The 16,640-nt window shown below is 68.0% G+C and carries 23 protein-coding genes; 13 read left to right on the top strand and 10 right to left on the bottom strand.

Annotated elements, in window-relative coordinates; all coding sequences use genetic code 11:
• Positions 1 to 197: 197 nt before the first annotated feature.
• Together N0A20_RS00850 and N0A20_RS00845 are read left to right on the top strand one after the other, a co-directional pair.
• A complete protein-coding gene (locus tag N0A20_RS00850) occupies positions 198 to 938 on the top strand; it encodes a methyltransferase family protein (protein WP_260582155.1) in 741 nt (246 codons plus the stop codon).
• A gap of 4 nt (positions 939 to 942) precedes the next feature.
• On the top strand, positions 943 to 1,632 hold the full coding sequence (locus tag N0A20_RS00845) for a nucleoside triphosphate hydrolase (RefSeq protein ID WP_260582153.1): 690 nt from the start codon (positions 943 to 945) through the stop codon (positions 1,630 to 1,632).
• A gap of 103 nt (positions 1,633 to 1,735) precedes the next feature.
• Here N0A20_RS00845 and N0A20_RS00840 read toward each other — a convergent pair whose 3' ends face one another.
• The 5 genes from N0A20_RS00840 to N0A20_RS00820 are packed head-to-tail and all read right to left on the bottom strand — an operon-like array spanning position 1,736 to position 3,450.
• Positions 1,736 to 2,506 (bottom strand): nucleotidyltransferase family protein, encoded by a 771-nt coding sequence (locus tag N0A20_RS00840; protein WP_260582152.1) that lies wholly within the window; start codon positions 2,504 to 2,506, stop codon positions 1,736 to 1,738.
• The gene (locus N0A20_RS00835) at positions 2,503 to 2,625 is read right to left on the bottom strand and encodes a hypothetical protein (RefSeq protein WP_260582151.1); all 123 of its coding nucleotides are present in this window, start codon (positions 2,623 to 2,625) and stop codon (positions 2,503 to 2,505) included. The genes N0A20_RS00840 and N0A20_RS00835 overlap by 4 nt, the downstream gene beginning before the upstream one ends.
• A gap of 4 nt (positions 2,626 to 2,629) precedes the next feature.
• Positions 2,630 to 2,893: a hypothetical protein gene (locus tag N0A20_RS00830; protein ID WP_260582150.1), complete on the bottom strand. Its 264-nt coding sequence runs from the start codon at positions 2,891 to 2,893 to the stop codon at positions 2,630 to 2,632.
• A complete protein-coding gene (locus tag N0A20_RS00825; RefSeq protein WP_260582148.1) occupies positions 2,847 to 3,194 on the bottom strand; it encodes an alpha/beta hydrolase in 348 nt (115 codons plus the stop codon). The genes N0A20_RS00830 and N0A20_RS00825 overlap by 47 nt, the downstream gene beginning before the upstream one ends.
• 10 nt (positions 3,195 to 3,204) lie before the next feature.
• Positions 3,205 to 3,450 carry a hypothetical protein gene (locus N0A20_RS00820; RefSeq protein ID WP_260582147.1) on the bottom strand — a complete coding sequence of 82 codons (246 nt, stop codon included), beginning with the start codon at positions 3,448 to 3,450 and terminating at the stop codon, positions 3,205 to 3,207.
• 248 nt (positions 3,451 to 3,698) lie between these two features.
• Here N0A20_RS00820 and N0A20_RS00815 point away from each other — a divergent pair, with 248 nt between their 5' ends.
• The 4 genes from N0A20_RS00815 (at position 3,699) to N0A20_RS00800 (ending at position 7,924) form a co-directional block, all read left to right on the top strand.
• Entirely contained in the window at positions 3,699 to 4,370 is a 672-nt protein-coding gene (locus N0A20_RS00815) for a diacylglycerol kinase family protein (protein ID WP_260582146.1), read from the top strand.
• Entirely contained in the window at positions 4,367 to 5,215 is an 849-nt protein-coding gene (locus tag N0A20_RS00810) for a metallophosphoesterase family protein (RefSeq protein ID WP_260582145.1), read from the top strand. The genes N0A20_RS00815 and N0A20_RS00810 overlap by 4 nt, the downstream gene beginning before the upstream one ends.
• Before the next feature lie 577 nt (positions 5,216 to 5,792).
• On the top strand, positions 5,793 to 6,884 hold the full coding sequence (locus N0A20_RS00805) for a hypothetical protein (protein WP_260582144.1): 1,092 nt from the start codon (positions 5,793 to 5,795) through the stop codon (positions 6,882 to 6,884).
• Complete coding sequence (locus N0A20_RS00800) at positions 6,881 to 7,924, top strand: ecdysteroid 22-kinase family protein (protein ID WP_260582142.1); 1,044 nt, start codon at positions 6,881 to 6,883, stop codon at positions 7,922 to 7,924. The genes N0A20_RS00805 and N0A20_RS00800 overlap by 4 nt, the downstream gene beginning before the upstream one ends.
• Here N0A20_RS00800 and N0A20_RS00795 read toward each other — a convergent pair.
• The 5 genes from N0A20_RS00795 to N0A20_RS00775 all read right to left on the bottom strand — a co-directional run bounded on the left by N0A20_RS00795 (position 7,917) and on the right by N0A20_RS00775 (position 11,641).
• The gene (locus tag N0A20_RS00795) at positions 7,917 to 8,471 is read right to left on the bottom strand and encodes a PepSY domain-containing protein (RefSeq protein WP_260582141.1); all 555 of its coding nucleotides are present in this window, start codon (positions 8,469 to 8,471) and stop codon (positions 7,917 to 7,919) included. The two genes, N0A20_RS00800 and N0A20_RS00795, sit on opposite strands and share 8 nt — an antisense overlap.
• Before the next feature lie 182 nt (positions 8,472 to 8,653).
• Entirely contained in the window at positions 8,654 to 9,148 is a 495-nt protein-coding gene (gene rpsI / locus N0A20_RS00790) for a 30S ribosomal protein S9 (RefSeq protein ID WP_260582140.1), read from the bottom strand.
• Positions 9,148 to 9,627 (bottom strand): 50S ribosomal protein L13, encoded by a 480-nt coding sequence (rplM, locus tag N0A20_RS00785; protein ID WP_260582139.1) that lies wholly within the window; start codon positions 9,625 to 9,627, stop codon positions 9,148 to 9,150. Before rplM ends, rpsI begins: the two co-directional genes overlap by 1 nt.
• 170 nt (positions 9,628 to 9,797) lie before the next feature.
• A complete protein-coding gene (locus N0A20_RS00780; protein WP_260582138.1) occupies positions 9,798 to 10,607 on the bottom strand; it encodes a hypothetical protein in 810 nt (269 codons plus the stop codon).
• Complete coding sequence (locus N0A20_RS00775; RefSeq protein WP_260582136.1) at positions 10,604 to 11,641, bottom strand: COX15/CtaA family protein; 1,038 nt, start codon at positions 11,639 to 11,641, stop codon at positions 10,604 to 10,606. The genes N0A20_RS00780 and N0A20_RS00775 overlap by 4 nt, the downstream gene beginning before the upstream one ends.
• Before the next feature lie 66 nt (positions 11,642 to 11,707).
• On the opposite strand from N0A20_RS00775, the gene N0A20_RS00770 reads away from it, so the two are divergent.
• From N0A20_RS00770 to galU, 7 genes are all read left to right on the top strand, one after another.
• Positions 11,708 to 12,187 carry a PDZ domain-containing protein gene (locus N0A20_RS00770; RefSeq protein ID WP_260582135.1) on the top strand — a complete coding sequence of 160 codons (480 nt, stop codon included), beginning with the start codon at positions 11,708 to 11,710 and terminating at the stop codon, positions 12,185 to 12,187.
• Positions 12,144 to 12,668, top strand: coding sequence for a M48 family metalloprotease (locus N0A20_RS00765; RefSeq protein ID WP_260582134.1), 525 nt, complete (start codon positions 12,144 to 12,146; stop codon positions 12,666 to 12,668). Before N0A20_RS00770 ends, N0A20_RS00765 begins: the two co-directional genes overlap by 44 nt.
• A gap of 56 nt (positions 12,669 to 12,724) precedes the next feature.
• A complete protein-coding gene (msrA, locus tag N0A20_RS00760; RefSeq protein ID WP_260582133.1) occupies positions 12,725 to 13,267 on the top strand; it encodes a peptide-methionine (S)-S-oxide reductase MsrA in 543 nt (180 codons plus the stop codon).
• A 149-nt stretch (positions 13,268 to 13,416) separates the two neighbouring features.
• Positions 13,417 to 13,983, top strand: a complete 567-nt coding sequence (locus tag N0A20_RS00755; protein WP_260582132.1) for a YfiR family protein — start codon at positions 13,417 to 13,419, stop codon at positions 13,981 to 13,983.
• Positions 13,980 to 15,185: a diguanylate cyclase domain-containing protein gene (locus N0A20_RS00750; protein WP_260582131.1), complete on the top strand. Its 1,206-nt coding sequence runs from the start codon at positions 13,980 to 13,982 to the stop codon at positions 15,183 to 15,185. Before N0A20_RS00755 ends, N0A20_RS00750 begins: the two co-directional genes overlap by 4 nt.
• A gap of 18 nt (positions 15,186 to 15,203) precedes the next feature.
• A complete protein-coding gene (locus tag N0A20_RS00745; RefSeq protein WP_260582128.1) occupies positions 15,204 to 15,704 on the top strand; it encodes an OmpA family protein in 501 nt (166 codons plus the stop codon).
• 42 nt (positions 15,705 to 15,746) lie between these two features.
• Positions 15,747 to 16,610 carry a UTP--glucose-1-phosphate uridylyltransferase GalU gene (gene galU, locus N0A20_RS00740; RefSeq protein ID WP_260582126.1) on the top strand — a complete coding sequence of 288 codons (864 nt, stop codon included), beginning with the start codon at positions 15,747 to 15,749 and terminating at the stop codon, positions 16,608 to 16,610.
• Positions 16,611 to 16,640 lie beyond the last annotated feature (30 nt).

Genomic DNA, 16,640 nt, shown 5'->3' with positions numbered 1-16,640 from the left:
CTTTTGGAGCCGCGGAAAGAAAGGACGGCCCCCTTCGACTGCCTGCCAAGGCAGGCGCTCGGGACAGGCTTCGACAAGCTCAGGGCAAACGGGTTTTTGGATTTGCGTTTTCACTTGGGTCTTAATTTGGCCGCAAAAATCGCTAGAGGGGTGCCACCTTATTCTGACGCCGCATCGGCGGCCAACAGGCGGAACCCATGTACCAGACCGAACTCGCCCGCAGCGGCAAGCGCCTCTTTTTCATTCGCGGCACCTATATCTACATCACCATCGCGATTTCGGTGCTGATCGCCTGGTGCAGCAAGGATTGGGGTCCGTTCAAGACTCCTTTCGGCGACTGCGCGTGGTTCTGGCTGTCGCTCGGCGTCGCCAGCGCGGGCGCGATCGTCCGCGTCTTCACCAGCGGCTGGGCCGCGCTCGGCACCTCGGGCCGCGCCAAGGTCGCGGCGGAAGCCAGCGAGCTCAACACCACCGGCCCCTACAGCCTGGTGCGCAACCCGCTCTATGTCGGCCGCATCCTCAATTTCACCGGCCTCGCCATGCTCTCGGGCAGCTGGGTGTTCGGCGCGATCGTCTTCCTGCTCGGCGTTCTGATCTACGAGCGCATCTCGATCTATGAGGAAGAGTTTCTGCGCGAGAAATTCGGCGCCGCGCATGCCGAATGGGCAAAGGATGTCCCCGCGCTCCTCCCGCGCCTCCACGGCTGGGTGAAGCCCAAATATCCCTTCTGGTGGAAGCGCATGATCTGGCGCGAACAGAACAAGCTGTTCCTGCTCGCGACGACCGTCTTCCTGACCTGGTTCGCGCGCCTCGACTTCCACTTCGACGCGCTGACCCCGGCGCAGTGGAACTGGGTCTATGCTTTTGCCGCGCTCGTCGTCGTCCGCTTCATCATCGGCGGGCTGAAGATGGCCGGTTTCTTCAAGGAACTGAGCTGATTTCATGGGGGGCGACTTCGCTCCCCTGATCGCCGTCGTCGGCAGCGACGGGTCGGGCAAATCGACCCTGTCGGCGGATCTGCTCGCGCATATCCGGCAGACCCGCGCGGCGGAGAGCGGCTATCTCGGCCTCGGTTCGGGCGAGCAGGGACGGCGCATCGGGCGCTGGCCGATCATCGGCCCGCCGCTGCACCGCTTCCTCGACGGCATCGCCGACAGGCTCCGCGAACCCGGCGAGCCGATCCCCGGCCTGATCGCCGCCCGCTATGCCCTGAACAAGTCGAGGAAACGCCGCGCCAGGTTCGACGCCCTGCTGAACCAGCGCCGCGCGGGCAAGGTGATCGTCACCGACCGCTATCCGCAGCTCGAGGTTCCCGGCCTCCACGACGGCCCGATCCTCGCAGGCGTCGCGACCACCCCGCGCCTTGCCGCGATGCAGGCCGAGGAGCGCGCGCTCTACGCCGAGATGGCGGCATATAAACCGACGCTGGTCATCCGCCTGCACGTCGATGTCGACACGGTAATGGCGCGCAAGCCCGACCACGACCGCGCGCTGATCACGCGCAAGGTCGGGACGGTGCCGCTGCTGACGTTCAACGGCGCGCCGATCGTCGATATCGACGCGACGATTCCCTATGCGGAAGAGCTGGCGCTGGCGACAGCGGCGGTGGACCGGGCGCTGGCCAAGGTCTGATCCATTTTCGTGTGTCCCCGCGAAGGCGGGGACCCATCTCCCGCCGGTTCAAACTGGCGCCGTCCGGAGATGGGCTCCCGCCTTCGCGGGAGCACGCAGCTTTTTAGTCGCGCCCCGCCATGATCTTCTCGATCAGTTCGATATCCGCCGGCTTGTCGGCATCGATACACGCCTCGGGCGCCGACATCGGCACCACCGTCGCATTCAAGCCGAACCGCAGCCCGGCGCGCGATACCCCCTGCTGGATCGTGAACAGCCGCAACAGCGCCCCGATCAGCAGCCATGGCCCGAAGGCCGCGATGATTTTGAGCCCCTTCTTGCGGTCGCGCTCGATCCGCCCCCAGAAGTCGAGCAAAGGCAAAACACGCCGTCCGCGCAGGCGGAACATATTCGCCCCCGACCACCAGCCGCCGCGGAATTTCAGCCAGGTGCGCTTCGATTCGGGATAACGCGCCAGCAGCACCTCACGCTCGACCATCGCCACCGCGACGTCGCTCCCCTCGGCACCGCCCAGAAACTCCTCGATCATCGCGGGGGTCAGCAGCACATTGTCGGCGGTGGTCACCAGCACCGGATCGTCGCCCGGCGGCAGCGCCGCGGCGAGCGAGCTGCTGATCCCCTGTCCCGAATCCGCAAAGCGCAGGTCGGCGAGTCCGGCCAGTCCCGGCTCGGCCGCCAGCTCGGCGCTGTCCTGCGCCAATATCGTGATCGGCCCCACGCGCGGCGAGGCCCGCAGCGCGGCGGCGACATGCACGAGCATCGGCCGCCCCGCGATCGGCAGCAGCGCCTTGGTCGACACGCCCGTGCCGCCGAGCAAGGGGTCGGGGCCGGGCTGGCTGCCCGCCATCACGATCGCCGGAATCGTGCGGGTCATTGCGCGGCCGCCACCCGCTTCGCGGTCGTGCCGCGCAGGAAGTCGCTCGCCTCGGTCAGGATCGGCCCCTTCCAGGCAAGCGGCCCGGTCAGCGCCATGACGAGGTCGTTGTGGTTCAACCCGTCATAGGTGCGAAGCTGCGCCGACCCGCCGAGCCCTGGTCATCGCCGCCGCCAGATTCTGGCTGTTGCGCACCCGCACCACCGTGTCGGCGGTGCCATGGCCGAGCCACAGCGGCGGCGCATCGGGCCGCACGAAACTGATCGGCTGGGTGCGTTCGAGCGGCCTTATATCGCCCATCGCGACATCGGCGCGCCCGCCCTTTTCAAAGGGCAGGAAATCATAAGGGCTTAGCCAGCGCCGCGACACCGCGAATATGCGACGCATCGCTGCCCGCCGCCGCCATCCACTGCGGGTCGAGCGCGATCATCACCGCATTATAGGCGCCCGCCGAATGGCCCGCGAGCGCGATCCGCCGCGCATCGCCGCCATAGTCACCGATATGCCGCTCGGTCCACGCCACCGCCGCCGCGCTATCCTCCAGGAAATCGGGCCAATGCCCCTCGGGCACGATGCGATAATCGGGGATCACGACGACGAAGCCCTGTTTCGCGAAAGCCCGTCCCGCAAACCCGTAATCGCCCCGCGCGCCGCTGTACCAGCCGCCGCCATAGAGCCAGACGATCACCGGCAGCCGATCACTTTTCCGCGTGCCCGTGCGGCACCCAGATATCGAGCTTGCGACGCGGCCCCTCGCCATAGGGCTGGCCCGCCACCTGCAGCGTCGCGCCCTCGCCGTCGCCGAGCCATTTGTCGCCGAGATTGAGCGATTTGGCACCGCCCGCGACGACCAGCCGCGTGCCGCCGCCGAACAACAGGATCAGCAGGCCGATGACTATCAGATATTTGATCAACCGCCGCTGTCCCTTGACTGGCTTATCCATGGGCCCCTCTCGCCCGCGCCCTACAGGGCGATGCGCCGCCGAACAAGCCGCCACCTTTTCGCGGCTCGTGCGTAGGAACGGGAGATGACCAATGCCTTCACCCGCCCCGCGCTGATCTGCAACGACCAGAGCGGCAGCTTCGACCCCGCGACCCGCGACGCGATCGAGGATGCCTGCCGCACCGCTGCGGCGCGCCGCTCGCCGCGACCTTCGCGCTGCCCGATGCCGATATTCCCGACGCCGATGCGTTGCGCCGGCAGGGCATCGACCTGCTGCTCGTGTGGACCGGCGACGGCACGATCAACGCCGCCGCGAGCAAGGCGGCGGGCTGGGACGGCGCTTTGCTGCCGCTGCCCGGCGGCACGCTCAACCTCCTGTCGAAACAGCTCCATGGCGACCGCTCCGCGCCCGACATTCTCGCCGACGCGCTCGCGGGCAAGGGCCGCTGCGGCGCCCGATCCCGACCATCAGGTCCGAGGGTGGCGAGGCGTTCATCACCATCGTCGCCGAGCCCCGCGACGCGCTGGGCCGAGGTGCGCGAGACGATGCGGCAGGACGGGCTGATCGAGGCGAGCCGCGCCGCGCCCGAGGCGCTCGACACCATGCTGAACGCGCCCGGCGTCGGCATCGCGGGTCAGGACAAGACCTACCCGGCCGTCATCCTGACCCCGACCGAACAGGGCATCGCCGCCGACGGCATAATGACCGAGGGCACGGCGGACGTGCTGCGCCATGGCCTCGCCTGGCTCGGCGGCGATTTCCGCGACGGGCCGAGCGAGCGACTTGCGACCGCCGGGACGATCCTGCTCGAAAGCGAGGCGCCGATCAGCCTCGAATATGACGGCGAGCTCGGCGAAATCCCCTCGCCCGCCCGCTTTTCGATCGCCACGAGCGCCGTCGATTTCCTCGCCACCGCATGACCCGCCTGTTCCACATCAGCGACCTGCATTTCGGGCTGGAGGACCGCGCCGCGATCGACTGGTTCGGGCATATCGTGAAAAGCGAACAGCCCGACGCGGTGCTGATCACCGGCGACCTGACGATGCGCGCGCGCTCCCATGAATTCGCCGCCGCCTGCGACTGGATCGAGCGGCTCGACGTGCCGGTGACGGTCGAGGTCGGCAACCACGACCTGCCCTATTTCAATCCCCTCGCGCGCTTCTTCTGGCCCTACGCCCGCATCCGCCGCATCGAGCGGCTCGTCGAGCGCGAGCTCGACCTCGCAGGCGTCGCGGTCGTCCCGCTCAAGACCACCGCGCGCGCGCAGTGGCGGCTCGACTGGTCGAAGGGCTGGGTGACGCGTAGCGCGCTCGACAGGACGATGGCGGCGATCGACGCGCTGCCGCGCGGCACGCGAGTCTTCGTCACCGCGCACCATCCGCTCGTCGAGGCGGGCACGCGCGGCCGCGCCCTCACCCGCGGCGGCGAGACGGCGCTGCGCGCCCTCGCCTCGCGAGGGGTGGCGGCGGTGCTCACCGGCCATGTCCACGACGCCTTCGACCTGGTGAAGGAAACGAAAGACGGCCCGATCCGCATGATCGGCGCCGGCACCCTGTCGCAGCGCCTCCGCTCGACCCCGCCGGGCTTCAACGAGCTGCGCATCGCGGATGACGAAATCGACGTCCGCGTCCGCAACCTCGAAAAGGTGCCGACCCCCGACATGCAGATCGACGCGGTGCCCCCCGATGCGCTGCCGCCGCGCGAGCCGGGCGAACCGGTCGCCCCCGTTGGCGCGGTGCCGCCGGTCGATCCGCCGGTGCATTGAAGAGGCGGCGCCCGCCCGACGGCTTCGGGGCGGGGAGCGGACCTTGCCGATCCTCCCCGGCACGGGGAGGGGGACCAGCAAAGCTGGTGGAGGGGTACAGGCGATTTGCCTTGCGAGTGAGGGCGTGCCGTGCGGCGGCATCGGGCTGGAAGGTGGATGGGGGATCCTGTCACGCCCTCCCCTTCAGGGGAGGGCAGCGAGACTTGGCAGCTTGCTGCCTAGTCGCAGCGGGTGGGGGCCGTCGGCCTCGCGCAAGGCCGATGGCCCCCACCCCAACCCCTCCCCTGAAGGGGAGGGGCTTTATGTCCGCTTCCGCCCGCAACCCGACATCGCCCGATGCCCCGCAAAAGGTCTTTCCTAAAAAACATCGCCATGGTCTACCCTGTCGGATGACCAAGTCGCGTGCCTCGAGGAATCCAGATTCCAAGCCCGGCCCATATTGCGCGCTTAAAGCGACAAAGGAGACAATTCGGATGCGTCCGTCCGTATCCTTTGTCTCCTTAAGGGCGAAACCAGCCCCTTCCCATCCCCCAAACCCCGCTATAGGTTGCAACAAAAAACGGGATGAGGACGAGCCATGCTGACCAAGGGCGATGATTTTCCGCTGCACCAGACGTGCGAGCCGGTGGCCTTCGCGGGCACCGACCGCAATTTCTACGACCGCTATTTCTTCAACGGCACCAGCCCCGACGGGTCGGTGTTCTTTGCCGCGGCGATGGGCTTCTACCCGCAACTCGGCATCGTCGACGCGGCCTTCTGTGTGCTGGTCGATGGCGTGCAGCACAACCTGCGCGCCAGCCGCCGCTCGACCGGCGAGCGGCTCGACCTGTCCGTCGGCCCGATTTCGATCGCCATCGACGAACCGCTCGAACGCGTCACCTTGACCATCGCACCCGACGGCGGCCCGCTCGCCGCCCAACTGGCCTTCACCGGCCGCCATTTCCCGATCGAGGAACCGCGCTTCGTCCGCCGCAACGGCACCCGCCTGTTCATGGATTATACGCGCATGACGCAGAACGGCCGCTGGGCCGGCTGGCTGTCGGTCGACGGCGCGCGCGTCGCGGTCGGCGACGGCTGGACCGGCACGCGCGACCGCAGCTGGGGCATCCGCCCGGTCGGCGCCGCCGAGCCGCAGCCGCCGCCGCAGGGCAATTTCAACCAGTTCTTCTGGCTGTGGACGCCGTGCAATTTCGACCACGCCTCGCTCTTCTTCCACAGCAACGACGATGGCGAAGGTCATCCCTGGAATCGCCGGGCGGTCCTCGTCACGGACAACGGCTCCGAAACCCATTTCGACGCCGCGACCTTCGCGCTCGACTGGCAGCCGGGCAGCCGCCGCGTCGCCGCGCAGCGCACCGACCTCGGCGGCGGCCGGTCGCTGGCGCTGGCCCCGACCGGCCCGGTCTTCGCGATGAGCGGCCTCGGCTACACCCACCCCGTCTGGGGTCACGGTTTAGACCACGGCCCCGATCCCGCCGTCGCGTTCGACAGCATGGCGGAGGACGAGCGCGGCTGGGGCAATCCGCTCGCGATGCACATCCAGGCGCTGGTCACCACGGAGCTGGTGGACGGCGGCTCGGTCCATCGCGGCGTCGGGGTGCTCGAACAATTGTTCGTCGGCCCGCACGCCCCCACGGGTCTCACCGGCCTGCTCGACCCGGCGTCATGAGCTTCCCGACCTCGCCCGAAGCGATCAAGCCACTCTTTCTCGGCGCGCTGCTCGGCCATCGCGAGGCGCTGCGCGGCTTTACCTGGACCAAGGTTGGCACCGGCCAGATGTGCGACAGCTATCGCCTGGCGCTCGACTGGGAAGAAGGCATCGACGCCCCCGCGACCGTCATCGCCAAATGCCCGAGCCACGACGAGGCCAGCCGCAACATCGCCAGGCTGACCGGCACCTATGTCAAGGAAGTGAACTGGTATCGCCATCTCGCCGCGGCGAGCGGGGTGCCCTCTCCGGCCTGCTATTTCGAGGATATCGCCGACGACGAGGTCGAATTCCTGCTGATCCTTTCCGACCTCGCCCCCGCCACGGCTGGCGACCAACTCGCCGGGCGCGGCCTTGCGGGGCTCGTCCCGTGCATCGAGGCGGCGGCCAAGCTCCACGCCTTCCTGTGGAACGACGCCCGGCTCGCGCACATGCCCTATATCGCGCGCGACAATGGCGATCTGATCCGCGCGATGTTCCCGCAGCTCTATCTCGGCTTTCGCGAACGCTACGCCGAACGGCTGTCGCCAGAGATCCTCGATGTCGGGGCAGGCATCGTCGATCGCCTCGACGCCTATCTTGGCCGCGAACCCGCCGCGCGGACGCTCGTCCACGGCGACCTTCGCATCGACAATATCCTGTTTTCGCCCGAGGGCGACCGCTGCTGGCTCGTCGACTGGCAGACGCTCGGCCGCGGCAGCGGCGCGACCGACCTCGCCTATCTCATCGGCACCAGCATCGCCGACCCCTTCGAACGCGCCGCCGCCGACCGCCCCGCCTTCGATCACTGGATCGCCGCGCTGCAGGCCGAGGGTGTCCGGGCCGACCCGGCGATGCTGTGGACCGACTACCGCATCGGCGCCCTCAGCGGCTATTTCATGGCGGTCTTCGCCTCGATGAGCGTCGAGCGAACCGCGCGCGGCGACGAGATGTTCGCCGTCATGGCCGAGCGCCCGGCCCGGCAGGCGCTGGCGCTGGGAAGCCTCGACCTGCTTAGCTGACCGCCGCCACGCCCGCGAAGGCGGCCAGCCCGACCACCGATCCGATGATCGCGCCGCGCCGCATCTGCGGCATCTTCAACGCGACGATCAGCCCCGATGTCACCAGGAAAAACAGCCCCAGCGCGAGCACCACGGCATAGACTTTGAACGGCGTCCCGCCCTTCGCCTTGTGCAGCTGGACGAAGAAGCGGTGCCAGCCGGTGTCCTTGACGATCAGCTTCGCCGTGGTCGCGCTCTCGCCGGGTTCCAGCGTCACGTCGCGGCGCGATCCCGTCCAGTCGAGCTGGAAGCTGTCGCCCACCGGCTTGACCGATGCCCCGCCGGTCGGCGGCGCGATGCCGCGCTCGGCGAGTTCCCTGACGACGATCGCCTGCAACGCGGCCTTGTCATCGGTCAGCGGCGCCGACAGCGTCACCGCATAATCGGTCGTCGCATAGTCGCCCTTCGCGCCCCAGGTATAAAGCGCCCCGGTGACCAGATAGAGAAGGATCGCCGGAAACAGGAAGGCCGCAACGAGCATGTGCCAGCGGATCAACAAACGGTGCATCGATATTCCCCGGATGAAAGGACCTGGACGGCCTTGATGGTCGCCAATGACCGGCCCGATGGTGGCACTGGCTGCATCATATTACAATCGCGCGCTCAAGCACGCCCGAACATCGGGCAGCAAAAAGGGCGGCCCGTTGCCGGACCGCCCTTCTCTTTTCCACCCGTCGGCGGAAAAAGCTCTTAGCGCTTCGAGAACTGGAAGCTGCGGCGGGCCTTGGCCTTGCCATACTTCTTGCGCTCGACCGCGCGGCTGTCGCGGGTCAGGAAACCGGCCGACTTGACGACGCCGCGCAGCGCGGGCTCGAAGCGGCTCAGCGCCTGCGCGATGCCGTGCAGCACCGCGCCCGCCTGGCCCGACAGGCCGCCGCCCTTGACGGTGGCGACGATGTCATAGCTGCCGACGCGGTCGGCGAGGCCGAAGGGCTGGTTGATGACGAGGCGCAGCGTCGGACGCGCGAAATAGACTTCCTGGTCGCGGCCGTTGATCGTGATCTTGCCGGTGCCGGGCTTCAGCCACACGCGGGCGACGGCGTCCTTGCGGCGGCCGGTCGCATAGGCGCGGCCCTGCGCATCGACCTTCTTCTCGCGAAGCGGCATCGTGCTGACGGGAGCGACGGTGCCTTCAACGGCGCCGCCGAGATCCTTGAGATCGGTCATGGTCTGTTCGTCGGCCATTATGCACCCACCTTGTTCTTGCGGTTCATCGACGCGACGTCGATCACTTCGGGGTTCTGCCCGGCATGCGGATGGTCGGTGCCGGCAAAGATGCGCAGGTTGCGCATCTGCTGACGGCCGAGCGGACCGCGCGGGATCATGCGTTCGACGGCCTTTTCGAGCACGCGCTCGGGGAAACGGCCTTCCAGCACCTTGGCGGGGCTGGTTTCCTTGATGCCGCCGGCATAGCCGGTGTGCTTGTAGTAACGCTTGTCCTGCAGCTTCTTGCCGGTGAACGCCACCTTCTCGGCGTTGATGACGATGACATTGTCACCGCAATCGACGTGCGGGGTGAAGCTCGGCTTGTGCTTTCCGCGCAGGATGTTGGCGATGATCGATGCAACGCGGCCCACGACCAGACCGTCGGCGTCGATCAGCACCCATTTCTTTTCGACCGTACCGGCATTGGCGGAAACGGTCGTCTTGGTCAGCGCCTTCATGGCGACCTCCTTGAGACATGGGGGACGGCCCGGCCGCCCGAAACGAACCGCGCCGCAAGGTCCGGATGGACACCGCGGCGCTTCGGAGCGGGCCAATGGCGACAATGGGGCCGAAAGTCAAGCGAACAGCGGCTTTGCTGACGGGTAAAATAATACCTGCCGGGATTGCCCTACCCGGGATCGCCCGGCGTCAGCACGCGAACGCGCTCTTCCGCGAGTGTTCGCGCGTCGCTGCCCGGTTCGACAATCCAGTTCTGCCGTTGCTCGCGAAGCACCAGACCAGTGGTCTTGTCGATAGCCCACAGCATGTCGATATCGAGCGCCGACGCACCCCGGTCCGCCGCAGCCACCGCGCCCTTCTCGACCTTGGCAATGCTGAGCTGCCCCCCGTCGTGCCGGATCGAAACCGACGCATCGTCATCGGTCGTCGCCGGAATGGCCGCGTTGGCGGGAGCGATCAGCGCGCGAATATCCGCCGTGACCAGCTTTTCGCGCTCGGCTTCGGGCAGCGATGCGAGCAGCGCCGCGACCTGCTGCGCCTCGGGCGCCGTGGCCTCCGCCGCCAGCGCCCGCGTCCGCTCGGCCACCCGCGCCCACAAGGCGTCGGGGTCGGCAAGCGCGACGCTGCGCCCCTCGGCATCGACCAGATAGGTCACCGATTCGCCGACGAGCGGCCGCACCAGCCCGGTCAGCGCGCGGACGAGTTCGGGCCGCGCATCCGACTCGATCCGCCGCAGCACGGTATCGAGGCGATAGCCGCGCCCCGCGCCCTGCCAATCGAGCGCATAGACCAGCGAAAAGCTGATCAACGTGCCGCCGCGGCTGATCCGCCGCGTCGTGACGCGATAGGTCATCGGTTGCCCGACCGGCGGCTGGAACTGCAGCCCACCGACCGCCGCGGGAGCGGACGGCTCGGCAGCCGCCATGCCGGGCGCGGTGAACAGCAGCATCGCCGCTGCCCAGGCGCCCCTGCCCGTCATGTCCCGGTCCGGCCCAGCCGGTGCAGCCCGGCCGCGGCCGTGGCGACCAGAATCGCGCCCGTCACCTGATGCAGGACCGCGATCCACAGCGAAACGCCGGTGATCACCGTCAATATGCCCAATGTCATCTGCGCCACGACCACCGCGACCAGCATCGCCGCGACGCCGGTCGCGCCGCGCCGCGCCAGCGTACGCGCGAGCCACAGCAAGGCCAGCGCCGCGACCCACGACCACCAGCGATGCAGGAAGTGCAGCAGGAAGGGGTCGTTGGTCAGCGCCATCCACACGCCGTCCGACCAGTCGATCCCCTCGGGCACGAAATGACCGTTCATCGCGGGCCAGCTGTTGGCGACCTGTCCCGCGTTCAGCCCGGCGACCCAGGCGCCGAGCAGAAGCTGGACGAAGAGGATCGCGATCACGATGACGGCGGCGCCCGTGAGGCGCGCCGGTCTCGCAGCGGGATCGCGCGCCAGCGCCGACAGATCGCGGGCCGTCCACACCAGCCCGGCGAGCAGGAACAGCGCGGTCAGCAAATGGGTCGCGAGCCGAAAATGGCTGACGTCGGTGCGATATTCGAGGCCCGATGCCACCATCCACCAGCCGATCGCCCCCTGCAGTCCGACGAGCGACGTCAGCGCAAGCAGCCGCCAGCCATAGCCGACCGGAATCGCCCGCCGAAGCGCGAACCAGGCGAGCGGCACGAGCATCGCTCCGCCGACCAGCCGCCCGAGAATGCGGTGCAGCCACTCCCAGAAGAAAATCGCCTTGAAAGCCGCCAGCGACATCCCCTTGTTGATCTCCTTATATTCGGGGATTTGCTGATATTTGTGGAACTCTTCCTGCCAGCCCGCCTCGTTCAGCGGCGGCAGCACGCCCGACACCGGCTTCCATTCGGTGATCGACAGCCCCGATTCGGTCAGGCGGGTGATCCCGCCGACCCCGACGACGAAGATAACGAGCAATGCCACGAGCCACAGCCAGCGCGCCAGCGCGGCGGGGCGAGGGCGGCGGACGGAAGCGGACGTATCGGCCATCGCCGCCCTATCGTCGCTCGCCCCGCGATAGGCAAGGGGGCCGCGCCATGCCCGCGCCGAAAATTCATGGCCGCAGGGCGAGCGCATTGGTATCAGGCCGCGATGCGCCGGTCGTTCCTTCTCCCGCTGTCCGCCACCGCGATGCTCGCGGCAAGCGGCGCGGCGCATGCCGCTGCCGAAGACGGCCTCGCCGCACAGGAATTGCGTCTCGCAACCGCCGGTTACCGCCTGACGACGGGCAGCGCGGGCTGGTGCCCCGTCACCCGGCCGCAGCCGGGCTGGTTGCTCAGCGACGCGCGCCGCTTCGGGGCCCGCGAATGGAAGGAGGCCGGACCATCTTATGGCGCGCCGGGCGATGGCCCCTTTGTCGCCGCCATCGCTCCCGGTTCCCCCGCCGACCGCGCCGGGCTGCCGCGCGGCGCGACGATCGCGGCGATCGACGGCCAGAGCGTGCCGGCTGCTCGGCGACGGGGCGACGGTCCGCATCGACGCGGCCATCATCATGCTCGCCCGTCTCGACCCCAACGCGACGCCAACGATCACTGATGGCTCGGGCCGCCACTACCGCCTCGCCGCGGCTCCCGGCTGCGCCAGCAGCTTCAGGATCGAGCGCGGCGGGCCGCAGGCGGCGGCGAACGGCCAGCTCGTCCGGGTAACGCTGCGGCTTGCCAGCTCGATCGCCGATGACGCCGAATTTGCCGCGGTGGTCGCGCATGAACTCGCTCATAATATCCTGCGCCATCGCGAGCGGCTTGCCGGCGGGCGAGCGGTCGGTCTTGTGCGCGCGACCGAGATCGAAGCCGACCGGCTGTCGGTCTGGCTGATGGCCGACGCCGGTTACGACCCGCGCGCCGCGATCCGCTTCTGGGAACGGCACCCGAAACCTCTGATCCGCGACGCGTCGCATCCGCCGCGCCGCGAAAGAATCGCGGCGATCGAGGCCGAGATCGAGGCGATGGGCGCCGCGCGGGCGACGGACCCGCGGGCGCGGCCGTCGCTGATCGCCGCGCTGCCGCCCTTGGAATAGGCCCGCGGCTTCTTATTTTGACGCCGATCCCCCCACAGTCGACAAGGACAAACACCATGACCCAGGAAACCGCCATTTTCGCCGGAGGCTGCTTCTGGTGCACCGAGGCGGTCTTCCAAGGCCTTGCCGGCGTCGACAAGGTCGAAAGCGGCTATATCGGCGGCCATGTCGAAAACCCGACCTATAAACAGGTCTGCACCGGCGATACCGGCCATGCCGAGGCGATCCGCATCACCTTCGATCCCGGCGTGATTTCCTACGACGACCTGCTCGACGTCCATTTCGCGACGCACGACCCGACGACGCTCAACCGCCAGGGCAACGACATCGGCACCCAATATCGCAGCGCGCTCTTCCCGCTCGATGCCGCCCAGGCCGACGCCGCGCGCGCCGGAATCGATCGCGCCCAGGCCGACCAGTCCGCCCCGGTCGTCACCACGATCGAACCACCCGCGGCCTGGTATCCGGCCGAGGACTATCACCAGAATTATTGGGACGGCGAGGGCCAGCGCAATCCCTATTGCATGGCGGTGATTCCGCCGAAACTCGCCAAGCTGCGCAAGGGATTCGCCGAACGGCTGCGCGGTCAGGATCAATAGACGGCTCAGCTGGCGAGCAATATCGTTACCCAAATGGGACGCGGCACGTAGCGGTGTTGCGAAATGGCGGCGTGACGTCACTTCTCGTTGACTTGTCCGTCGTTTAGGTTAGCGGACGCCGCCAAGTTGGGCTAGGCTGCCCAGGCGCGGTGGGGGTCGCAAACCGGGTGCTGGCATCATTGTTCCTGATCGTCGCCTTGTCGACGACACCGCAAATGTCGGTGCAGGCGGCGAGCCAGACGATCGTCGAGGACGGCGCCGACGGCATGACACGTGCCGTCAACCGCATGGTCGGTGGCTTCATATCCTATGCCCGATGGCCCCACGGCTCCGCCGCCACCACCCGCACGCTCTGCCTCGTCGGCACGCCGCAACTGACGGGCAGCATCGCCCCCAGCCTGCCCGGGGGCGGCGGCACTGTCGTCGTCCGGCGCATGAGCGCGGCCGCCGTGACGGGCGGCGACGATTGCGACATTCTGTTCTTCGGCCGAATGCCGGTCGCCGACCGCCAGCGTCTGATCGGCTGGGTGCGCGGCCGTCCGGTGCTGACGATCAGCGACGACGATCCGGCCTGCCTGTATGGCGCGATGTTCTGCCTGACCCGCAAGGCAGGCGGGCTCAGCTTCGCGGTCAATCTCGACGCGATCGGCCGCGGCCCGCTCCGCATCGACCCGCGCGTGCTCAAGATCGGCCAGGGCGAAGGGGATCTGCCATGAGCCCCCGCTCGCCTGCGCGAACCACCCTGCAAAAACTGCTGTCGCGCTTCCATTTCGGCGTCACCCTGTTCGCGGTGGCGCTATCGGGGATCACGATCCTGCTTGCGGGCATCACCGCGATGCGCGGTTATGCCGACCGCAATATCGAACTCGCGGCGCAGCTCGGCGCCTATGGAGTCGAACCGGCGCTGGTGTTCAACGATGCCGCCGCGGCGCGCGAGGGGCTGGCCCCCTTGATGCGGATTCCCGGCATCGCGAAGCTGCGCGTGCTCGACGACCGCGGCCTACCGCTGACCGAATGGGAATCGCCCGCCGCCGACCCCGCACCGCTGCTCACCCGCGCCTTTTTCGCCAAACCCGTTTCGGTGACGATCCGCCGCAACGGCTCGGCGATCGGGACGATCCAGGTCTGGGGCGACAGCTCGACGCTGATCGACTATGTGCGGATCGGCCTGCTCGCGGGGCTCGCCTGCCTCATCGTCACCGCGCTCGGGACGGTCGTCATGGCGCGGCGGTTCGAATATGAACTGGTGAAGCCGCTGGGCGAGATCGCGACGGTCGCGCACGATGTCCGGCTGCACCGCCGGTTCGACAAGCGCGTCCAGCCGCTGCGGATCGCCGAGCTCGACCGGCTCGGCGGCGACATCAACGCGCTGCTCGACGAGCTGCACGGCTGGCAGGGCAGCATGGAGAGCGAAAGGGCGATGCTCGCCCACCGCGCCTCGCACGACGGCCTGACCGCATTGCCCAACCGCGCGGCCTTCGACGAACAGCTGGCGCTGCGGATCGCGGCGGCGCAGCAGGACGGCCGCCGCCTCGCCCTGCTCTTCATCGACGCCGACAATTTCAAGGCCGCCAACGACCGTTTCGGCCATGCGGCGGGCGACGCCGTGCTCGTCGCGCTGTCGCAGCGGATTCGCCAGACCCTGCGCGAAGGCGATTTCGCGGCGCGCATCGGCGGCGATGAATTTGTCGTGCTGATTGATCCGCTCGACCTGACCATCGAGCCGCAGGTCCTCGCCAGGCGGATTCGCACCAGCGTCTCGCAGCCGGTCACATTGCCCGGCGGCGAATCCTATCATCCCACGGCAAGTGTCGGCGTCGCCGTCTTTCCCGACGATGCCGGTGACGCCGCCGCGCTGCTCACCGCTGCCGATGCCGCCATGTACGCCGACAAATTATCCAACCGCACCCGAAGCTGAAGCCGAAAGCGTGATCCGATGACCCCTGCATTGTCCCGCTCCATCAAGACTCTCTTCACCCTCGCCGCCGCGGCGTTGCTCGCCGCCTGCCAAAGCCTGCCGCCGCCGAAAGGGTTCAGCCCGGAGCAGATCGCGATGCTCCAGTCGCAGGGTTTTGTGGAAACCGGCGACGGCTGGCAATTGACGCTCCCGGAGCGCCTGCTGTTCGCGAGCGACGACGCCAATCTGAAACCCGAACAGATCGAGACGATTTCCGAAGTCGCGCGCCGGCTGTCCGGCGTCGGCATCGTCTCGGCGCGCGTCGAGGGCCACACCGATTCGACGGGCAGCAGCGCCTATAACCTCAAGCTGTCGCAGGCACGGGCGGAATCGGTGGCGGCGCCGATGCGCACCAACGGCATGATCCTTGCCGGCGACCAGGTCGTCGGGCGCGGCGAGGCGTTGCCGCTGTCGAGCAATGCGACACCCGAAGGACGGCAGGACAACCGCCGCGTTGTCGTGATCGTCACACCGCAATAGCGCGCCTTTCCTTGCCCCGCGTTCGCCGCTAAGCCCGCGCCCATGAAACCGATCCGCAAAGCCGTCTTCCCCGTCGCCGGCCTCGGCACCCGCTTCCTCCCCGCGACCAAGGCGATCCCCAAGGAGATGCTGCCGGTCGTCGACCGCCCGCTGATCCAATATGCGGTCGACGAGGCGCGCGAGGCGGGGATCGAGCAGATGATCTTCGTCACCGGGCGCGGCAAGAGCGCGATCGAGGATCATTTCGACATCGCCTTCGAACTCGAAAAGACGATGTCCGAACGCGGCAAGGACCTGTCGGTCCTCGAACCGACCCGCCTCGGCCCGGGCAACTGCGCCTATGTCCGGCAACAGGAACCGCTCGGCCTCGGCCATGCGATCTGGTGCGCGCGCGACATCGTCGGCGACGAACCCTTCGCCATCTTCCTTCCCGACGAATTCATGCACGGCACGCCCGGCTGCATGAAGCAGATGGTCGATGCCTATCACAAGGTCGGCGGCAATCTGATTTCGGTGCTCGAAGTGCCGCACGAGCAGGTGTCGAGCTATGGCGTCATCACTCCCGGCGCACGCGACGGCGCGCTCACCGAAGTGCTCGGCCTCGTCGAAAAGCCGAAGGTCGAGGAAGCCCCGTCGAACCTGATCGTTTCGGGCCGCTACATTCTCCAGCCCGAGGTGATGCGCGTGCTGCAGCGGCAGGAAAAGGGCGCCGGCGGCGAAATCCAGCTGACCGACGCCATGGCCGAAATGATCGGCAGCCAGGCGTTCCACGCCGTCACCTTCGACGGCGCGCGCTACGACTGCGGGTCGAAGGCGGGCTATATTCAGGCCAATCTCGCCGTCGCGCTCGAACGGCCCGACATGGCGGACGAAGTGCGCGCCTTTGCCGTCGACCTGCTCAAATAGGATCGGCGGAGACTGCCCGTCTCCGCCGCC

Origin of the sequence: Sphingopyxis sp. PET50, from assembly GCF_025244705.1 — a bacterium.
In the GTDB taxonomy this organism is placed as follows: Bacteria; Pseudomonadota; Alphaproteobacteria; order Sphingomonadales; family Sphingomonadaceae; genus Sphingopyxis.
Note: the sequence above shows the minus strand (reverse complement) of the source record. Positions and strands in the feature narration are given on the sequence as shown.